Genomic DNA, 18581 nt, shown 5'->3' on the forward strand with positions numbered 1-18581 from the left:
GCGGTGCCAACCTCAGCCTTGCTTACCTAAAGGGTGCAATTATTAACAAGGAAACACGGATTGATGGCAAGTGGCGTTTAATTTGGAAGATTGTTAATCACGGAGCTATAGGTCGAGATTTAAGTAATGCCAACCTGAGCGGTGCCAACCTGAGCGATGCCAACCTGAGCGGTGCCAACCTCAGCGGTGCCAACCTGAGCGGTGCCAACCTCAGCGGTGCCAACCTGAGCGGTGCCAACCTGAGCGGTGCCAACCTGATCGCTGCCAACCTGAGCAGTGCCAACCTCAGCGGTGCCAACCTGATCGCTGCCTACCTGAGCAATGCCAACCTCAGCGGTGCCAACCTCAGCGGTGCCAACCTCAGCGGTGCCAACCTCAGCCTTGCTTACCTAAAGGGTGCAATTATTAACAAGGAAACGCGGATTGATCGCAAGTGGCGTTTAATTTGGGAAATTGTTAATCACGCAGCTGTAAATCTTGATTTAAGTAATGCCGACCTAAGCCGTGCCAACCTGAGCCGTGCCAACCTGAGCCGTGCCAACCTGAGCGATGCCAACCTGAGCCGTGCCAACCTGAGCCGTGCCGATCTGAGCGATGCCAACCTGATCGGTGCCAACCTGAACCTTGCGGATCTGAACCTTGCGGATCTGAGCGATGCCAACCTGAGCGGTGCCAACCTGAGCGATGCCGACCTGAGCGATGCCGACCTGAGCGGTGCCGACCTGAGCGGTGCTATCGTTATGAATGCCTTATTTGGACGGAGTAAAGGTCTTACAGAGGATACCAAGCGCGACCTAAAGCAGCGAGGGGCAATTTTTGGCGATGAGCAGCGAAAGACTATCTTTAGCGATCCCTCTCCAGTTCCAAAACCAAAATAACTTAAAAATCTGTTAATACCACCACCCCCAAGCGCGATACGCTTAACGTATCGCACTGACTCAACTATGCCAATTAAGGCAATACCTCAACATCCCAAGGTCGAACCACTCTTGTCACTCCCTCAACATTCACTTGGACAAGCCAGGAGGTTCCTCCGCGCCGCACATCAGTCACAATTCCTTCTTTAGTTTCACCAAAGAGTTTTTCGTTGATAACTTTAATTCTTGCTCCGATCTGAATTTCGTATGGCGGTGCGTAAGCTTTGGAAACTGGACCAACATTTTTATTAGGAATAGCCAATTTCCCCTCTTTGATACGCTCTAGAGCATCGGACATTTTTTCCAAAGCAAGCGTCTGGCGAAGTTGAAGTTGAAGCAATAAACTTATTTGATCTGATGTCATAGTTTTATATTGTAAGGTTGCTAATAATTATTAGATTTCCCCTCAGTGCTTCAGCTGCAGGAAAGAATTGTATTAGGCTGCACCAAAAAAGAAATTCTCAGCCTTCAGTCGTAAAGCACAGAGAATTTTTTCTTAATCAATTGTGTAAGTAAATACACATAATTTAATTTCGTATGCCCCTTGCCCCCTGCGCTTGAGCCGCTCTGGGCGTGCGCTTTGCGCATACGCTGCGGACTGTTTTTACTTCTGACGACTGACGTCACGACTCCTGAATTCTTCCATATCACTTAATTCTGACAAATCCAGCCTTTTGAATCAGTTCTTGACCTTGAGGTGTCAGCAGCCAGTTTGCATAAGCATCCCCAGCTTGCTGCTCTGTTTGACCATTTTGTTTTAAAATCACAAACAAATTACGGGTAATTGGGTAGTCCCCAGTACGAAATGCCAGAGCATTCAACTGATTCTGCTTGCCGGGACATTCAGACAGAGGTATGAAGGGTTCTTGGTAGGGAGGGACAAATTGCCCCGAAATACGCCCCACTGGTAGGGACTTAACTGTGCATTGGGGCACAACCTCTTGTGCAGAAGCATAGTAAATTCCACCAGGACTCGAAGCCAGTTTTCTCAGAGCTTCAGTAGTCGTACTAACATAACTTACGTTATTACCAAGGTTCTCTTTGTTTAAAATATTTTCGATAAAAAACTCTACTGTACCGCCAGCTTCTTTGCTGCGAGTGTATGGTATAATTGGTAGATCTGAACCACCCACTTCTTGCCAGTTAGTTATCTTGCCAGTGTAAATGTCTTTGATCTGGGAGACAGTTAAACCAGGAATGTTAAGGCTTGGGTTGACGGCGATCGCAATACCATCAATTGCCACTGGAATTTCTTTAAGACTAAATCCTTTCTGTAGTGCTTTTTGGTTTTCTTCACCCTGAATTGAGCGAGAAGATTGAGAAAAAGCGAGTTGATTATCTATCAACATCCGAATACCAGTGCCAGAACCTGGTTTTTCAACAGGAGGTTGAACGTAACGTAAAGTAAACTGAGGGCAGATGCTTTGAAGCACTGGGTCTAAGTCTCTACGGATAGGTGCCCATGTTGTACTACCACCGTAGTTGAATGTCCCCGTTGGTAGATTTGGTATACTACAACTTGTTGTCGTAGAATTTAGAATAGCAGAGCTATTAGCTGGATTATTATTTACCGAAGGATTGACAACAGGAGTAGAATTAACTTGGTTTGTATTACTTATTTTAGCCCAGCGTTCTATAAGAAACCATAAGCCAGCAAAGGTTAAGCCAAGCGTTATAACGATGGCTAGGAAAAGGCTAAGCGTTTCGTTTTTATCAGACATAAATGGGTATTAGCACCGAATGGTGTTTATAGCAGCAGAGATAACAATTTGTAAATAAGACGAAATAGTGCTGTGGCTGCGATCGCCATTAATGCCGCCGCAACAGACAAAATAATAACTTCCTCAATGGTAAAACCGCCCCGTACCCGTAACAAGAATAAGACAATCCCTAAAGTGATTGCAGGAAAAATTAATAAATCAGATCCTCCAATCCATCGCTTCCATTGGGCATAAATTAACCCTGATAAAATGACACAAGCAGCAGCCAAAGTGATGACTGGCGATGGTAGTATTGTTGAAAGACCAATTGTTATCAATGCTCCTTCAAACCCACTAAACGCTGCTCTAGCTAATAATTTAATTAAAGAAAATTGTTGTTTAACAGGCCCAGTCGCAGAAACAGATTGCTTTTGTACTGGGGGTTGAGTCTGTGTTTGCTGTGATTGTGGTTGTGGGGTGACAGAAGGCTGACGGGGATTTATGTATGTAGAAGGTATATGGTTTTGAGATACATTGAGGGCATCTAGAACCTCCTGCGCCGACTGATAGCGTTGATTAGCCGCGCTTAAAAGCATCTTATCTAAAATATCAGCAAGGTGTGGGCTGACACTCACATGACCCCGCCATTTCCACTGGTTACTATACGCATCGAACAGTTGAGTTATCTCTGTTTCGCCCGTTAATAACATCAGGATTGTCACAGCCAAAGCGTACAAATCTGTAGATGGAAATACTTGACCTCCGGACATTTGTTCGGGGGGAGCAAATCCCATAGAATATATATTAGTGGAAGGAGCAGATGCACCAATGGGAGCGTTTGTAACCAGTTTAACTGCGCCAAAATCTAGCAAGAAAAGTTTGCCATAGCGATCGCGCATGATGTTGGAAGGTTTGATGTCTCTGTGGATAATATTTTTTTGATGAACAAACTTGAGTATTTTGAGAATTTCTTGCAGAATTTCTAAAACTTCTTGTTCTGAATACTTGCCTTTTTGGGCTAATTCTTCCTCTAAGTTTTGTCCGTCAATATATTCTTGTACTAAATAAAAGAACTGGTCTTGCTCTCCTGCTTGTAAGCTGGGAATGATAACTGGAAAGAAAGCGTATAAGTCTGGAATTTGCTCATGTTGGCGTCCAATTTGCTCTAAGACGACTGCCTCTCGTTCAAATAGATCTTGTGCTAGTTGTAATTGAGTTGGACTTAAATCTCCCGCAGGTTGAAACTGCTTCACTACACATTGGCGCATTCCTGGGGTACGGCGATCGCGTGCCAAAAACGCTGCTCCAAATCCGCCTCGTCCTAAAAGCTTTATCGGCAAATAGCGTCCGTCTAACATCAGCGGCATTCCGCAAGCAGTACAGTATTTCTGCTGCACTGTTCTGATGGTCCCATGATCATCTAAATCTGAAAAATAATTTTGTGGGCGGGGGCAGCGTGGACGAGTACAATAAATTTCCATACTCAACACTCAATACTCAAATTCCATACTCAACACTCAATACTCAATAGTCAAGAGCGCTTAACTAATAAACATCACTTGTGCGCCTCCTGCTGCAGCTGCCCACCACAGCTACAGCGTAAGCATTGCTCTTGTACAGGAGGCACGCGAACAATGGGGGAGCGAGGGGTTTCCTCTGGGGATGAGTCCTCAAGGGGAAGTTTTTCCCCTTGGTTCGCTGGGGATGCCAGTTCCCTCTGTAGGAATTGCCCTATGCTTGCGGCACGCGTGCGCCGTTGCAAGAGCGTCTGGTGGAGGAGATACGGGTATGCCTGTAGCACGTCTAACGGAAGAGCGCCAGTCGGGAGACAAGGACTGCAGCGCGCTTACTCACCTTTCGGGTATCTCTATAGCCCTGCCTTGCCCGCACTCGCGTTCAAAGACGCGCTCGTCCCAAAGGGACACGCGCAAGGGACAAGGGACGGCAGTTGCGGGACTGTCGGAAAACCCGCAAGGACCCACTGCCTCAACGGACAGGTGCCTGACTGTCGGGAAAACGCCAGGTGCTACAACGGGGGGAACCCCAACGCCAGATACCTACGGAGGGAAACCCTCCTGCAGTACTGGCTCCGCAACGCACTGGCTCCCCTACCAAGAGCGCTGCCTCACCCCGGCACTGTCCTCCCCAATGCAGTGCCTCCTAATGACTAATGACCAATGACTAATGACTACATCTTAATCATCGTCGTCAAAATTATGCGCTCCTACATCCACTGTACTAACCATTACGGGTTTGCGTGATGTTTTTAACATTTCTAGATTCCATCCTGGTGCAGTAAACTGGGGTAGAATTTCCCGACTAAACGCTTCTGCTGCCTTAGATCTGTAACGATTAGGATTAAAAACCAGGTTTAGCATCCGCTTGACTATCACACCTTCAATGGGAGCACTGTGTAGCACCCCCATTTGTAACTCTTTAGCTATTGCCGAAGTCGAGACAAAGGCAGCCCCCAAACCGGATTGCACGGCATTTTTTATAGCTTCTATGGAGTTTAGTTCCATTTCGATTTTAAAACGCCGCGTGTCAATGTCACAGCGTGATAGTACTTGGTCAATGACCTTGCGGATAGTAGATTGAGAATCGAGAGCGATGAACTCTAATTTATATAGGTCTTCTCTTTGAATCGTTTCAAGTTTGGCAAAGGGATGGACTACAGGTATAATAAGTGACAGTTCATCTTCGGCATATGGAATAATATCCAAAGATTCCGCGAGTTCACCAGGAATTTCGCCACCGATGATTGCCAAATCCACCTGTCCGTTAGCTACACTCCAAGTGGTTCTGCGGGTGGAGTGCACGTGCAATTGCACTGCCACATCTGGATATTTTTGTCGGAACATCCCAATCATCCGGGGTAAAAGATAGGTGCCGGTGGTTTGAGAAGCACCAATAATCAAAGTACCGCCTTGGAGATTTTGCAAATCCTCAATAGCGCGGCAAGTTTCCTGACACAGGCTGAGGATTTTCTCACCGTAACTCAGAAGTAAATGTCCAGCTTCGGTTAGTTGTGCACGACGTCCTCCACGGTCAAATAATGGAACATCCAGCTGCCGTTCTAGGTTTTGCACTTGCAAGCTAACAGCAGGCTGGGATACATAAAGGCTATCAGCGGCACGCTTGAAGCTTCCTTCTGCGGCGATCGCTTTGAGAATACGTAACTGATCTAAAGTGAAAGGAAGGTCAGACATAAGGCTAAACCCACAAACTTTGAGCATGAGCGGCAGTCTTGTACAAACCAGCGTAAAAAAACTTCACAGCAGGGCACGATTTATTGCATCTTAAATTTGGAGACTTTACTCGAAAAAGACAGTAGCATACCATCTTGACTAAAGTTCTCTTTTCTACAACTAACGCTAATAAGTAGTAGATTTTCTGGAGAATTCTATCTAAACTCCACTCTGGGTTTCAAAAGCTTGAACGCTTTTTTGTTTTCGTTTCAAAATCCAATGCACCCCTCTACGCTTCCCCCTGCAAGGAGAGACTATGATTTTGTTGCCCCGGAATAGAGAGATTTTCAGGGGGTAGGTTGTTACAATAATTTCCGTTTGACTTGCGTCTTGCCGGAGTAACAACGTTTTCATTGCCACATTTTGCCCTCCAACCAAATCTGCACATAGCTGCGATCCACGACTTCCACCACAGTAAACCGTTAATCCAAGGTTCGGGACAACTGTCTTTGTTTGTATGTCCCGCACAAGGATAAGATTGACTGCTACAGTCTGCATCCACTCTTATAGCTGAAGAATTATTCATGACTACTTTATAGTGGATGAAGCCATCTAATTCAGCATACGACCATTTGGACTGGGAGACTTTTGGTTTTTCCAGCGGATGGTCATAAAAAACAGGGGACAGATGACAGGGTTGTGCCCTGTTTTCTATCCTCTGCACCATGCCATTATATATTTTTTTACTGGTTAAATTGGGAAAGATACGCAAGTCCCAAGTCCATTTTTTCAGTTTAATAAAGTTCTTGCCAATGACAACTTCTTTCGTAATATGGTTATTAATATGAGAAGTAAATTGTTTAGCTGTTCCATAAAGTGCCATTAATCTACATTTTATTGAGGGAGTTTTTTTGTGTTTTGCTGTTGTCTGAGTATGGTCATTGCGACTGACTGCTTTGTGCTGTACCTCTTTTTCTGATGTGATCACAGCTAGATACTTTTATAAGCTAATATCTGAGGATACTTTACCATTCTCAAATACCATCGATGCTGTGTCGTTCAAACAAGTTTGTTCAGTCAGATATACTTCCCCTAAGAAATTTTCCTGTTCTCAAGTCCTAATTAACTTCAGCTTGTCAATGATAAGTGGCTTAAGTTCAGATGGTCGCTTTTTGATCAGGTGATTCTATTTTATGGTGCGCGTGTTGGCACTCAACGTGAGTTCATCCAATGCACGTACTGTATGGGGACAGGATATCCTGCAATACGGTTTTTTACATAGTTTGTGGTATTTGTTGTACTAAATTAGGCTTTCTTTAAGTTACTTCATTTGTGTGTATGATGCCGCCGACGTCTTGGTTGACCCTTAGTCATTTTGTCATGCTAGGACTACTATTTGGTTTTGCAATTGTCCATAGTGGAGGCGCAGCCCTGCGCCCGTGGGCAGAAAAGCATATTGGATGTAGACTCTATCGCATTATTTTTGCATTTAGTAGCCTGCCGTTGGCTGTCATATTAATTATTTATTTTTTTAACCACCGCTACGATGGCTTGCAACTTTGGTACGTCCAAAATTTACCTGGAGTCCAGCCATTCGTATGGGTACTCTCAGCTATTTCGTTTTTGTTTTTGTATCCTGCTACTTTCAATCTCCTAGAAATTGCTGCTATCCAAAAGCCTCAGGTACATCTTTTTGAAACAGGAATTATTCGCATTACTCGCCATCCACAGATGGTGGGACAAATTATCTGGTGTGTTGCTCATACCTTGTGGTTGGGTACAAGTTTTACACTTGTCACTTCAATTGGTTTAGTGTTACACCATTTATTCGGAGTATGGCATGGGGATCGCCGTTTAAGCGATCGCTATGGAGAAGCTTATGCTCAAGTAAAACAGCGTACTTCGATCATGCCCTTTGCTGCTATACTTGAGGGCCGTCAATCTATCTTATGGCAGGAATTTTTACGTCCGTCTTATTTGGGGGTTGCTATTTTTGTGCTATTACTTTGGTGGTCACACCCTCTATTGCTCGAAGCTACAAGTAAAATTGAATTATGATTTTAACATAATCGGATTTATCAACAGAAGTTGATGAGATTAAATATTAATTTGATCTCATCCACTGCCACCAAATCAATGTAGGATTAATTGAAGTAGCTGTCAGTGGGGGTGCACTTAGTCGTTTTGATATTTTAAATTTGGTAATTGCTGGTCAATTGCCAAAGTAGGGAAAAACTTGATAATTCGCTATTTTCTTTTCTATAATCAGCCTTAGTTGATAAAATTTAGTGAATAAAACAAGATAGCCAACAGCGACCAATACTTGAGAAAATCCTCAATACTTGTGCGAGAGCGTCTAGTTCCAGCAGCATTGCCACAGGCCATAATGGTACTATTTCTTTTTGCACCAAGCCAAAGAAAACTACCCACGGTTATTATAGGTGTCTGGAGGAAAGTTGTCGCACAGGTCAGGTCAACAGCAGATTGGTGTAAAGATACCCTGACAATAACGACTATAAAACCAAAAAGTTTGAGAGAGTTACCATCTTGAATGTTTTGCCGGCTTCTTTGTCAGTTCTGCAATGGATAATATTTACAAAATCCTGACAATGGACTCCCAAAGCTGACAGTTAGTTTTGATATCAAAACCATATAAATTCCAGAGGCGTCATGGTGTTGTCGGTTAGTGAGCGGACATTTTCTCAAGAAGTTTTAGAATCTTCAATTCCTGTTTTAGTAAATTTTGAAGCACCTTGGTGTGGGTTATGTCGAATTATCCACCCATTATTATTGCAATTTAAAGCTCAATGCGGTGACCAAATTAAACTAGTAGGGGTGAACGCTGATGACAATTTTAAACTCGCCACAAAATATAAACTTAAATCACTGCCAACTTTAGTGTTGATCGAAAATGGTATAGTCTGCCAGCGTTTGGAAAGTTTTCGTGGACGAGAAGATTTACTCTTAGCTTTGGAAGATATGAAAGTCTGTTACACCAACCGCCCTAAAGCTTACCATCGACCAACAACAGCGGATTTAGGTTGTCGTTCTGCGTAAAGAGGGATTATAGTGAACCAGCGCTATGTACCAAGAATATTCACCTCTAGTGACGAGTGGTGCAAGCGCAAAGCGCACGGCTGGCTGCAAGAACGTTATCGGGTTCGTGCGCTCTGCGCATAAGCGCAGGCTAATTACTCATTATCCCTTTGTCCGCTTGTCCTCTTGATTGACTGATGACCAAATCTAAAACCAAACTTAATTACCCCACCCAATAACTATTGTGTGGGGTATTTTATCCTAAAGTGTGTGTGTCACAATTATTAACAGTTCCGACAAATTAGTCAAGAATTCTAAAAGTAGGCGTCAGTGATGGAAGTTATCTATCAGTATGCCTGGCTGATTCCGGTATTACCTCTTCTTGGGGCAATGCTGGTCGGTCTAGGGTTAATCTCGTTGAATCAGGTGACGAACAGCCTGCGACAGCTCAACGCGGCATTTATTATCTCCTTAATGGGACTCGCGATGGCGCTGTCGTTTGCTTTGCTGTGGAGTCAAATTCAAGGACACGCTCCTTACACCCGTACCTTGGAATGGGCAGCAGCAGGCAATTTCCACCTGAACATGGGCTACACTGTTGACCACCTAACAGCCCTGATGCTAGTGGTTGTAACAACCGTAGCCGTTCTAGTCATGGTTTATACGGATGGGTACATGGCTCATGACCCAGGCTATGTCCGGTTTTACGCCTATCTCAGCTTGTTCGGCTCCTCAATGTTGGGTCTGGTGGTTAGCCCCAACTTAGTACAGGTTTATATCTTCTGGGAGCTGGTCGGGATGTGCTCGTACTTGCTGGTCGGCTTCTGGTACGATCGCAAGGCAGCAGCAGATGCTTGTCAAAAGGCATTTGTAACTAACCGCGTGGGTGACTTTGGATTGCTGTTGGGCATTCTGGGGCTTTTCTGGGCAACAGGAAGCTTTGATTTTCATGTGATGGGCGATCGCCTAGCACAACTTGTCCAAACCGGTTCCTTGAGCAATTTACTCGCCATCGTGTTGGCGATTCTCGTATTCCTGGGTCCGGTTGCAAAATCCGCTCAATTCCCCCTGCACGTCTGGTTACCAGATGCAATGGAAGGTCCCACCCCCATCTCCGCCCTCATCCACGCAGCAACAATGGTGGCGGCGGGTGTTTTCTTAATTGCTCGGATGTACCCAGTTTTTGAACACGTTCCAGCAGCAATGAACGTGATTGCCTTCACTGGGGCATTGACAGCATTTTTGGGTGCGACAATTGCCATCACTCAAAACGACATCAAAAAGGGCTTAGCTTACTCCACCATTTCCCAACTCGGTTACATGGTGATGGCAATGGGAGTAGGCGCATACAGCGCTGGACTTTTCCACTTAATGACCCACGCCTACTTTAAGGCGATGCTCTTCCTGGGTTCTGGTTCTGTGATTCACGGTATGGAAGGAGTCGTCGGTCACGATCCCAACTTGGCGCAGGATATGCGGTTGATGGGTGGACTGCGGAAATATATGCCAGTTACGGCAATTACCTTCTTCATTGGTTGTGTCGCAATTTCTGGTATCCCGCCCTTTGCTGGTTTCTGGTCAAAAGATGAAATCTTAGGGAAGGTATTTGCAGCGAACCCACTTCTCTGGGCAATTGGTTGGTTAACCGCTGGAATTACCGCTTTCTACATGTTCCGGATGTATTTCGTTACCTTTGAAGGTAAATTCCGGGGCAATCAAACTAATTTGTGGCAAAAACTCAAATCTCCAGCAGGAATGGGAATTGTTACAGGTTTTGATGCAGCCCCTGCTTTTGGTCCTGGTGCCATGACCAAGGGAGAATTGGAAGCAACTGAGGAACATCACCATGATGACCACAGTCACGGTCACGGTCATGGTCACAGTCAGTATCCTCATGAGTCGCCTTGGACAATGACTCTGCCATTAGCGATTTTGGCAGTTCCTTCTATACTGATTGGTTTGCTTGGGACTCCTTTTGCCAACTACTTTGAGGAGTTTATTTTCCCACCCAGCGAAACTTTAGCCGAAGTCGTAGAAAAAGCGGCTGAATTCAACCCGTCAGAATTTTACATTATGGCAGGTGCTTCAGTTGGGATTTCCTTGATTGGCATTACCTTAGCTTCGTTGACGTATCTGTTGGGTAAAATTAACCCAGTGGCGATCGCAGCAAAAATCCAGCCGCTTTATGAGTTCTCCCTCAACAAATGGTATTTTGATGACATTTACCATCGTGTTTTTGTTGTCGGTTTGCGGCGTTTAGCCAGACAAGTGATGGAAGTTGACTTCCGCGTTGTTGATGGTGCTGTAAATCTCACCGGTTTCTTCACTTTGATCACTGGTGAAGGTCTGAAATACCTAGAAAACGGTCGTGCTCAATTCTATGCCTTAATTATCTTTGGCGCTGTGTTGGGTTTAGTGATTGTTTTTGGTGTAACTTGATAACTGCTCAATAAAATCTAGACAAATCTAGAAATATCCTTTGCAAGTTAGCTGATTACACTCAGGGATAAACGGGAATTTACGCCAGTCGCTAAGGGGGGCTAACCTCCCCCACAGCACTGGCTCCTCTATTCCCTGGTCTTGTGACATCAGGAATTACTTTTAAAGTGTTCCCTAATTAATGTGGCTTAAAACCATATTGGGGATAAACAAGATAAAAACTTACTATTCGCTTTTACAGCGATTTTATCTTAAGTAATTCTACCGTCATTTTCGCGTTGAACTCCAGATAAATCTAGATTTTTGAGCGACTGTTTCAAACCCTGTACAGTGAATAAAGTCAACTCACTCTGTGGCTCTAACTGATAAATGCATACAGAGGATGAAGACAGGGTCATTCGTTTTGCTCTCTTCATCTTTCTTTATTTTTATTAAATAAACCTAACAATGAAGACCAACGCCTGCAAAAACTGCTAGTAAATAGCTAGTAGTTGATAGCCGAACATTATTATTGCTGCCTAACAACTTGCGATGAATACAGCAAATTTTCCTTGGCTGACGACGATTATTCTGTTTCCGATAGCGGCGTCACTGCTGATTCCCTTCATTCCAGATAAAGATGGCAAAACAGTGCGCTGGTATAGCCTGGTCATAGGGCTGTTAGATTTCGCACTGATTGTGACTGCTTTTTATACTGGGTATGATTTCTCCAATCCAGATTTGCAACTCTTTGAGAGTTACAGCTGGCTTCCACAGATCGGTTTGAATTGGTCGGTAGGGGCAGATGGCTTGTCTATGCCCCTGATTATTTTGACTGGATTCATTACCACGCTGGCGATGCTGGCAGCTTGGCCGGTGACACTCAAGCCCAAGCTGTTTTACTTTTTGATATTAGCGATGTATGGCGGTCAGATTGCCGTTTTCGCCGTCCAGGATATGCTGTTGTTTTTCCTGGTGTGGGAACTCGAACTGGTGCCGATATACATTCTGCTTTCAATTTGGGGAGGCAAAAAGCGGCAATACGCAGCGACCAAGTTTATTTTGTACACTGCTGGCGGTTCGCTGTTTATTTTGCTAGCTGGATTAACAATGGCGTTTTCTAGCACTCCCATCACTTTTGATATGCAAACGCTTGCAAATCAAGGTTTCAGCCTCAACCTCCAACTTTGGCTGTATGCTGGGTTCTTGATTGCCTACGCTGTCAAACTCCCGATCTTTCCGTTGCACACTTGGCTACCAGATGCCCACGGAGAAGCGACAGCGCCTGTGCATATGTTGCTAGCAGGTGTTCTGCTGAAAATGGGCGGTTACGCGCTTATTCGCATGAATGCCCAAATGCTTCCCGATGCCCACGCTTATTTTGCCCCGGTGTTAGTGATTTTGGGGATAGTTAATATTATCTACGCTGCCCTGACATCATTTGCCAAGCGCAACTTGAAACGGAAAATTGCCTACTCCTCAATTTCTCACATGGGCTTTGTGGCGATCGGTATTGCTTCCTTCACCGACTTAGGATTGAATGGGGCAATGTTGCAAATGGTTTCCCACGGTTTGATTGGGGCGAGTTTGTTCTTCCTGGTAGGGGCAACATATGACCGTACTCACACCCTCATGTTGGATGAAATGGGCGGTGTTGGTAAGAAAATGAGCAAAATGTTTGCCATGTGGACAACATGTTCTATGGCATCCTTAGCCTTGCCAGGAATGAGCGGTTTCGTTGCTGAGTTGATGGTATTCGTTGGCTTTGCCACCAGCGATGCCTATAACCCCACCTTCAAAGTTATTGTGGTGTTCTTGATGGCAGTTGGGGTGATTCTAACTCCGATTTATTTACTGTCAATGCTGCGGGAGATTTTCTACGGTGAAGAAAACAAAGAATTAGTTTCTCACCAGAAACTCATAGATGCCGAACCCCGCGAAATCTTCATCATCGCCTGCTTGTTAATACCAATTATTGGTATTGGTTTGTATCCCAAGATGCTGACTCAGATGTATGATGCGACAACTGTGCAGCTGACGGCGCGGTTACGCCATTCTGTACCCGCTTTGGCGGATCAAGAAGCGCCAGCGCTATCGTTTAGTGCGCCGGAGATTGGCAATTAGGTTGTTGATTTAAAATCAATATTGCTTAAGGGGCGGGTTTTGTACCTGCTCTTTTTTTATTAGGTTTTTCCAATCTGTTGAAGAAACCCAATATTAAGCTCCAGTTTCTCTCCTAGCCACAGAGCATGTTCCGTATGGTCTTTCACATCATCGCCCGTCTCGGGGTGGATTAAAATATCCAATCCCTCACGATTGAGCATTAACCAGGGAACAACTTTCTCAAACTGATTCGGTAAGAATGCAACTTGATACATCGCCTTTGGATGTGGACCAATGAGTTTATCATGCCAGCGCCCAAGCCGCACCTCAAATCTTTCGCCTAATCCTTCGCGTACACGTTCAGCTACATCACGGCTGGTAGTATCAAAGTAGACATGAGCGTGAAAACCACTGATTTCGATAGTATCTTGTTGCATCGCTCTAAACTCCAATTTTCACCGTGACTGATTTGACTGATTACCTCCATTTTAATGGCTATGCTAATCTAAGCTGTTCAAGCGCTGCGTCACAACAACCCTAACCAGGATCGTAAGGATTGCTCTAACTGCTCGACATCGGAATTCGCCAACTTACCAATCGTTGTCACAATTAAGCTCTCATGTACTGTGTACAAACCTCGCTTGACTGCTGTAACCACGTTAAGCCCTGCTGCAGCCCAGTCAGAAAGTACAAACTCACCCTCAAGTAACGATCCTGTTTTACTTGTTAGTGGCGTGATGATAATATCTTGAGAAACATGCGGTGCATTAACCACAACTGCAGGTCTTACCTTTGAACTAGACAAATCCGAGAAGGGATACCGAACCAAGATGATATCATTTTTGGAGTAGCTGGGCATAAACATCATCCTCGGCGTTATCCCAAACTGCATCAAGTGATGTTTGGCTAGCTTGAAGCCAAAACTCAGCTTCATCATCAGGAAGAAGTGTTACCAGCACTCTTGTTCCTTCAGGTAGTTCCGCTGATTCCAGCAGTTCAATTTTTCCTTGCCGAACGGTAGCCCAAAGTGTTTTTAACATATTCATCTTATAACTGGTCATGCTTTGATTTTAGGCGTTGATGCTGGATGTGCGATCTGCGCTCCGCGCAACAGCGAAGCGATCGCCCTTTGACGAATTTCTGTCGATGCAGTCATAGAACACCGGATTAACTCATGCCTAGCTCGATTGTACTAAATGGTATTGATGAAGATGTTCCGGCGGGCTGTGGTGTTTAGTTGAAATCAAAATGGCTTTAAGAGTGGGTTTTGTACCTGCCTTTTTTCATAGCGTGGTTGTCTCATTTTCTTATTCTCTAACAGCACAATCAATATTTAGCTAAGTGGCTCAACATAATTAAATATAAAATGTCATTGCGTTAGCGCAGCGTGCCCTCCGGGCAGTGGAACGAAGTGAAGCGTAGACCCCGGAGGGGGCTTCCCGCAGGGTAGCAATCGCAGGATTTATATTTTAAGTTTTTTTAGGTTGACCTACTTATCTATCAACAACATCCGCTCCTCAATGGCTTCCCAGATTTTGGACGGCACCTCCACAGCTGCTTGTTTACACTCGATAATTAGGGAATTAGCATAAAGATAATTTTCCAGTCTACTGATTTCGTCCCGAGATAAATCAACTTTTTCCTGTGTAAGATTGAAGGCGTTGAGCAAAGATTCTTGGAGAGATTCAGCAAATTTTTGACGTTCTTTCTGTGGCTGTTTCTCATCAAAAATGTGAGATTCTTGTGCTTCGAGTTGCTTAATTAGCTCAGTAGAGTTAAAATTATTAAAAATTTTTAATTTTTCAAGCTCACGAGTGAGATTTATGGCATCGGCGTAGCCGTTGGCGATAGCGTCGGCAATCTCGTAGGGGCCGACGATGCTTAAGTCGAGGGCGTCGAGGTTAGCGTAGACGTTGAAGCCAGCGGTGGCAATGGCGTCGGCGTAGGCGTGCAAGTCGGCGTTGGCGATGGCATCGGCGTAGGTGTTCACGTAGGTGTTGGCGTAGTCGTAGTCGTAGGTGTTCTCGTAGTCGTAGCCGTAGGTGTTGGCGTAAGTGTTCGTGTGGGCGATGGCAAGCGCCAACGCACGTTTGCCCACTGGATTAACATCTCCGGCCGACCCAGCTGTGACTTCATCTGCCCAGCGTAATAGTTCTTGCAATTTAGGTGTGTTAATGTACTTTTGCGCTTCCTTTTGCATTAACAACAACATATCACCTGCATTCTCACCCTTCAAATCTGCCACCAGCAAAAATACTTCTCGCCAGCGTTCATCTGTGAGGTGTTCTGTAACCAAGTTCTCAACTTGCTGATAATCAATAATGTATTGGGCAGTTAAATATTCCTGAAATGTCAGATGCGAGAAAGAGTAAATGCCCTGCGCTCGTTCAATGAATAATCCATGCTGCGCCTCTATCGCTTTTAGCACCTGTTTACTGTCCTCAGTTGAAATATCCTTGAGATACTCAGCAATGTATCTTTGAAGTTCATTTTCTTCAAACAACACATCTTGTTCTTGCTTAAACTTACGATGAGCCACATAACTCAGAAGTTTTTGCTTTTCTTGAGGTAACAACTTTCGGTAACGTTCACTGCCAAATTCCCGGTTGATTCCCCTTTGTTCATCCCACTGCTGCAATAACAAATTGAGTCCTCTTGTATACAATTGAGAACGCCTAGAGGGTAAATCTTTCAACTCACTGAAAACCCAGCAAGTCAAACTCAGCAGGATGGGGGTGACGGCTAGGTCAGCTATTTGCTTATTTTGGCGTAGCTTTTCTATGAAATCTTCTTTTAGCTTTTCCCCCTCCTCAGATGTCTGAACTGATGTCGCAAACCAGTTTTGAGCAAAGTTTTCGACTTGCTCTTTATTGAAATCAGCAACCTCAACTAACTTGAAGTAATCTTCTAAAGTATATTCTGTTGTTTGCGTCCGGCAAGTCAGGATAAAGCGATTTTTGTAATAGTCGTGGGAAAACTCAGAAATATGGTTTTGGACATCTCGTCGCGACTGACTAGGCACTTCATCCAAACCATCCAGTAAAATTAAGACTTTACCCTGCTTCAAGATTTGTTTGGTTTGCTCCTCATCAGATAAATCAAATTCTTCATGAACGTATTTCAGCAGGTTGAACTGACTGGCGGTTTTGATGGATCTCAGTTCAATCAAAATCGGGATGAGATCAGGCTGAAACTGCCCCTTGCAACAGTCAACAGCCAAGTGTCGTAAAAATGTGCTTTTGCCTGATCCTGGTTTACCCAACACCATCAATCTGGGATATTTGTTTGCAATTTCAAATCCAGGCGATCGCTTTCCACGCTGTCCCAATCCAAAGCGGTTAAAGTCATCTCGTAAGTTTGAGTCTTTCAGCAGTTCAGGAATAGTGGCAAAACACACACTAGAAAGCTTCTCCAACACGTAGACATCCACGTAAAGCTTGTCTACATCAATCTGCTGGAGATTCAACAAGCGAATTTTGCTGTAGAGGTGTTGGATTTTATCGCAGCAGTGCTGTCTCACCTGCTGCATCAATTCATTAATATCATAAATTTTCTCAGAACTCTTTTCCTGGTTCTTTGTCTCAGGCTGGGATTGGTTTTTTGGGGCTGACTCTGCGATGATTTCTTGCCATTCCAGTTCTAGCGCTTTACAAATACCAATGAAGTATGGTTTATCAACTGTCTTACCAGTAAAAAACTTATGAATTGGCTGGAGAGTGATGCCTTTATTTTTACTGTTATTCGTTGTGCTTACATCGGCTGCTAACCTTTCCCGACTTCCCTGAAACTTTGTGTTCAGCGCGGAATTTGCTTTTATGATACCTGCTTGGGATGCTTTGAGCGATCGCCCCACCATACCTCAACCATAAGATTTGTCATCATTTTAGCGTTTGCACACAAAAGTCATATTGAACTCATTCCAAACTCATAGTGAATGAAAGCCTTGCTCAGACTGAACTTTAGAGGAATTTACCAGAAGATGGAAACTGTAAACCAAAACAAAAAAAATTAACAATGAAAACTTCTAAAGTTTCAGCTTTCCAGTTAGTCTTCTCCACTGTTCTGTCCTTAACTATTCTTTCTGGTGGTACATCCTTATGGCTAGCTTCTCAACCTAAATTATCCGAGTATCAGGTGCGAGTTCTTGAAAAGAGCACTGCAACTTGGCAAACAGGCGTTGGTGCTATCTTTGGATTGCTAGGTAGCAAAGCAACTGACCTTTTAGAAGCAGAAGAAGAAGAAGAACAAGAGAATACTTCAAGTTAACCGATTTGTTAGCCTGCGCCACTAATTCCCAGTGATTTCGACTAACGCTTCGCCTGATCGCAAAAGCTTTAGTGCTTCTGGCAATGTTACACTCAGAATCTCTCTCAATCGGGCATTTGAAGTATTGCCACACGTTAACCAGATTATTTGTGGAGGTGATCCAAGACGATCAACCAAGTCAACAAAGTCGCTGTCTTTGGTCATCAAGATAACTCCTTGAGCTTTCGCTGCCTGGAAAATCTCAGCATCTTCGGCATCTCTGAGTCCAAGATCACGCAAAGCTAATGCCGTTATGCTGAATGTGATGGTGATCCAAGTAGCGATAAGCGGAGCTTAAAGCCTTCGGCTTATCGCAGGTGAAAGATGTGCATCTACCCAGATCGTCGTCATGCAACTAAAACCGGATGATTGAGCTTGCGTGAAGCGTACATAAGTGCTGCTTTAAGATCATCCGCCTCAAGATCGGGCATTTCTTCCAAAATCTGTTCCGCACTCAGTCCAGCCGCAAACAAGTCTAGCACATCTGATACCCGAATTCTCATGCCCCGGATACAAGGACGACCACCACACTGTTTGGGGTTAACTGTAATTCTTCCAAGTAAGTCCGACATACGGTTTCACTCCCTTATTACTTGTTAATATATTTTCTCTATCGCCCTACAAACAACTGTTTTTGCGACAAGGCTAGACTAAACTTAGTGTAAGAATACCAAACTTAGCTTTGTAAACTTAGCTTTGTTATGAGCTATCGCAACATTATTACAATTGAGCCGGGTAAACGCGGTGGTAAGCCTTGTATCAGACGAATGCGTATCACTGTATATGATGTTCTGGGTTGGTTAGCAGCCAGAATGTCTCACGCGGAAATTTTAGATGATTTCCCTGAGTTGACAGAGGAAGATATTATTGCTTGTTTAGAGTTTGCTGCTGGATGATGTCATTTTTGGAATAGC

18 protein-coding genes and 2 pseudogenes are annotated in these 18581 nt (G+C 44.3%); 7 read left to right on the forward strand and 13 right to left on the reverse strand.

The window, feature by feature from the left end:
• Positions 1-713, forward strand: a pseudogene (locus AC5590_RS00995) (pentapeptide repeat-containing protein); the annotation flags it as partial.
• On the opposite strand, the pseudogene AC5590_RS01000 reads toward AC5590_RS00995, so the two are convergent.
• The 6 genes and pseudogenes from AC5590_RS01000 to AC5590_RS01025 form a co-directional block, all read right to left on the reverse strand.
• Positions 662-934, reverse strand: a pseudogene (locus tag AC5590_RS01000) (hypothetical protein); the annotation flags it as partial. The pseudogenes AC5590_RS00995 and AC5590_RS01000 overlap by 52 nt on opposite strands.
• A 17-nt stretch (positions 935-951) precedes the next feature.
• Positions 952-1281 (reverse strand): hypothetical protein, encoded by a 330-nt coding sequence (locus tag AC5590_RS01005; RefSeq protein WP_169267939.1) that lies wholly within the window; start codon positions 1279-1281, stop codon positions 952-954.
• Between the two features lie 283 nt (positions 1282-1564).
• The gene (locus AC5590_RS01010) at positions 1565-2638 is read right to left on the reverse strand and encodes a PstS family phosphate ABC transporter substrate-binding protein (protein WP_169267940.1); all 1074 of its coding nucleotides are present in this window, start codon (positions 2636-2638) and stop codon (positions 1565-1567) included.
• Positions 2639-2664: 26 nt separating this feature from the next.
• Entirely contained in the window at positions 2665-4098 is a 1434-nt protein-coding gene (locus AC5590_RS01015; protein ID WP_169267941.1) for a serine/threonine-protein kinase, read from the reverse strand.
• 714 nt (positions 4099-4812) lie between these two features.
• Entirely contained in the window at positions 4813-5826 is a 1014-nt protein-coding gene (locus AC5590_RS01020) for a LysR family transcriptional regulator (RefSeq protein ID WP_169267942.1), read from the reverse strand.
• 268 nt (positions 5827-6094) lie between these two features.
• On the reverse strand, positions 6095-6688 hold the full coding sequence (locus tag AC5590_RS01025; protein ID WP_169267943.1) for a hypothetical protein: 594 nt from the start codon (positions 6686-6688) through the stop codon (positions 6095-6097).
• Between the two features lie 455 nt (positions 6689-7143).
• On the opposite strand from AC5590_RS01025, the gene AC5590_RS01030 reads away from it, so the two are divergent.
• The 3 genes from AC5590_RS01030 to AC5590_RS01040 all read left to right on the forward strand — a co-directional run bounded on the left by AC5590_RS01030 (position 7144) and on the right by AC5590_RS01040 (position 11280).
• A complete protein-coding gene (locus tag AC5590_RS01030; RefSeq protein ID WP_370460841.1) occupies positions 7144-7863 on the forward strand; it encodes an NnrU family protein in 720 nt (239 codons plus the stop codon).
• Positions 7864-8475: 612 nt separating this feature from the next.
• Positions 8476-8862: a thioredoxin family protein gene (locus AC5590_RS01035; protein WP_169267945.1), complete on the forward strand. Its 387-nt coding sequence runs from the start codon at positions 8476-8478 to the stop codon at positions 8860-8862.
• A 312-nt stretch (positions 8863-9174) separates the two neighbouring features.
• Entirely contained in the window at positions 9175-11280 is a 2106-nt protein-coding gene (locus tag AC5590_RS01040; protein WP_169267946.1) for an NAD(P)H-quinone oxidoreductase subunit 5, read from the forward strand.
• Positions 11281-11531: 251 nt separating this feature from the next.
• On the opposite strand, the gene AC5590_RS01045 is transcribed toward AC5590_RS01040, so the two are convergent.
• On the reverse strand, positions 11532-11678 hold the full coding sequence (locus AC5590_RS01045) for a hypothetical protein (protein WP_169267947.1): 147 nt from the start codon (positions 11676-11678) through the stop codon (positions 11532-11534).
• 133 nt (positions 11679-11811) lie between these two features.
• On the opposite strand from AC5590_RS01045, the gene AC5590_RS01050 reads away from it, so the two are divergent.
• Positions 11812-13383: an NAD(P)H-quinone oxidoreductase subunit 4 gene (locus AC5590_RS01050; RefSeq protein WP_169267948.1), complete on the forward strand. Its 1572-nt coding sequence runs from the start codon at positions 11812-11814 to the stop codon at positions 13381-13383.
• 59 nt (positions 13384-13442) lie between these two features.
• Here the strand turns inward: AC5590_RS01050 and AC5590_RS01055 are convergent, their stop codons facing one another.
• From AC5590_RS01055 to AC5590_RS01070, 4 genes are all read right to left on the reverse strand, one after another.
• A complete protein-coding gene (locus tag AC5590_RS01055; RefSeq protein WP_169267949.1) occupies positions 13443-13799 on the reverse strand; it encodes a DOPA 4,5-dioxygenase family protein in 357 nt (118 codons plus the stop codon).
• Positions 13800-13888: 89 nt separating this feature from the next.
• Positions 13889-14221 carry a type II toxin-antitoxin system PemK/MazF family toxin gene (locus AC5590_RS01060; protein ID WP_169267950.1) on the reverse strand — a complete coding sequence of 111 codons (333 nt, stop codon included), beginning with the start codon at positions 14219-14221 and terminating at the stop codon, positions 13889-13891.
• Positions 14199-14402: a hypothetical protein gene (locus tag AC5590_RS01065; protein ID WP_169267951.1), complete on the reverse strand. Its 204-nt coding sequence runs from the start codon at positions 14400-14402 to the stop codon at positions 14199-14201. Before AC5590_RS01065 ends, AC5590_RS01060 begins: the two co-directional genes overlap by 23 nt.
• Positions 14403-14851: 449 nt before the next feature.
• Entirely contained in the window at positions 14852-17218 is a 2367-nt protein-coding gene (locus AC5590_RS01070; RefSeq protein ID WP_211178693.1) for an NACHT domain-containing protein, read from the reverse strand.
• A 158-nt stretch (positions 17219-17376) separates the two neighbouring features.
• Between AC5590_RS01070 and AC5590_RS01075 the strand changes: the two genes are divergently transcribed.
• A complete protein-coding gene (locus AC5590_RS01075; RefSeq protein ID WP_169267952.1) occupies positions 17377-17628 on the forward strand; it encodes a hypothetical protein in 252 nt (83 codons plus the stop codon).
• A 21-nt stretch (positions 17629-17649) separates the two neighbouring features.
• Here AC5590_RS01075 and AC5590_RS01080 read toward each other — a convergent pair whose 3' ends face one another.
• Positions 17650-17952 (reverse strand): DUF5615 family PIN-like protein, encoded by a 303-nt coding sequence (locus AC5590_RS01080; protein WP_348982754.1) that lies wholly within the window; start codon positions 17950-17952, stop codon positions 17650-17652.
• Between the two features lie 62 nt (positions 17953-18014).
• Positions 18015-18239: a DUF433 domain-containing protein gene (locus AC5590_RS01085; protein WP_169267953.1), complete on the reverse strand. Its 225-nt coding sequence runs from the start codon at positions 18237-18239 to the stop codon at positions 18015-18017.
• Positions 18240-18368: 129 nt separating this feature from the next.
• Here AC5590_RS01085 and AC5590_RS01090 point away from each other — a divergent pair, with 129 nt between their 5' ends.
• The gene (locus AC5590_RS01090; protein ID WP_169267954.1) at positions 18369-18563 is read left to right on the forward strand and encodes a DUF433 domain-containing protein; all 195 of its coding nucleotides are present in this window, start codon (positions 18369-18371) and stop codon (positions 18561-18563) included.
• Positions 18564-18581: the final 18 nt, after the last annotated feature.

It is taken from the genome of Brasilonema octagenarum UFV-OR1, assembly GCF_963888615.1.
Classification (GTDB): Bacteria; Cyanobacteriota; Cyanobacteriia; order Cyanobacteriales; family Nostocaceae; genus Brasilonema; species Brasilonema sennae.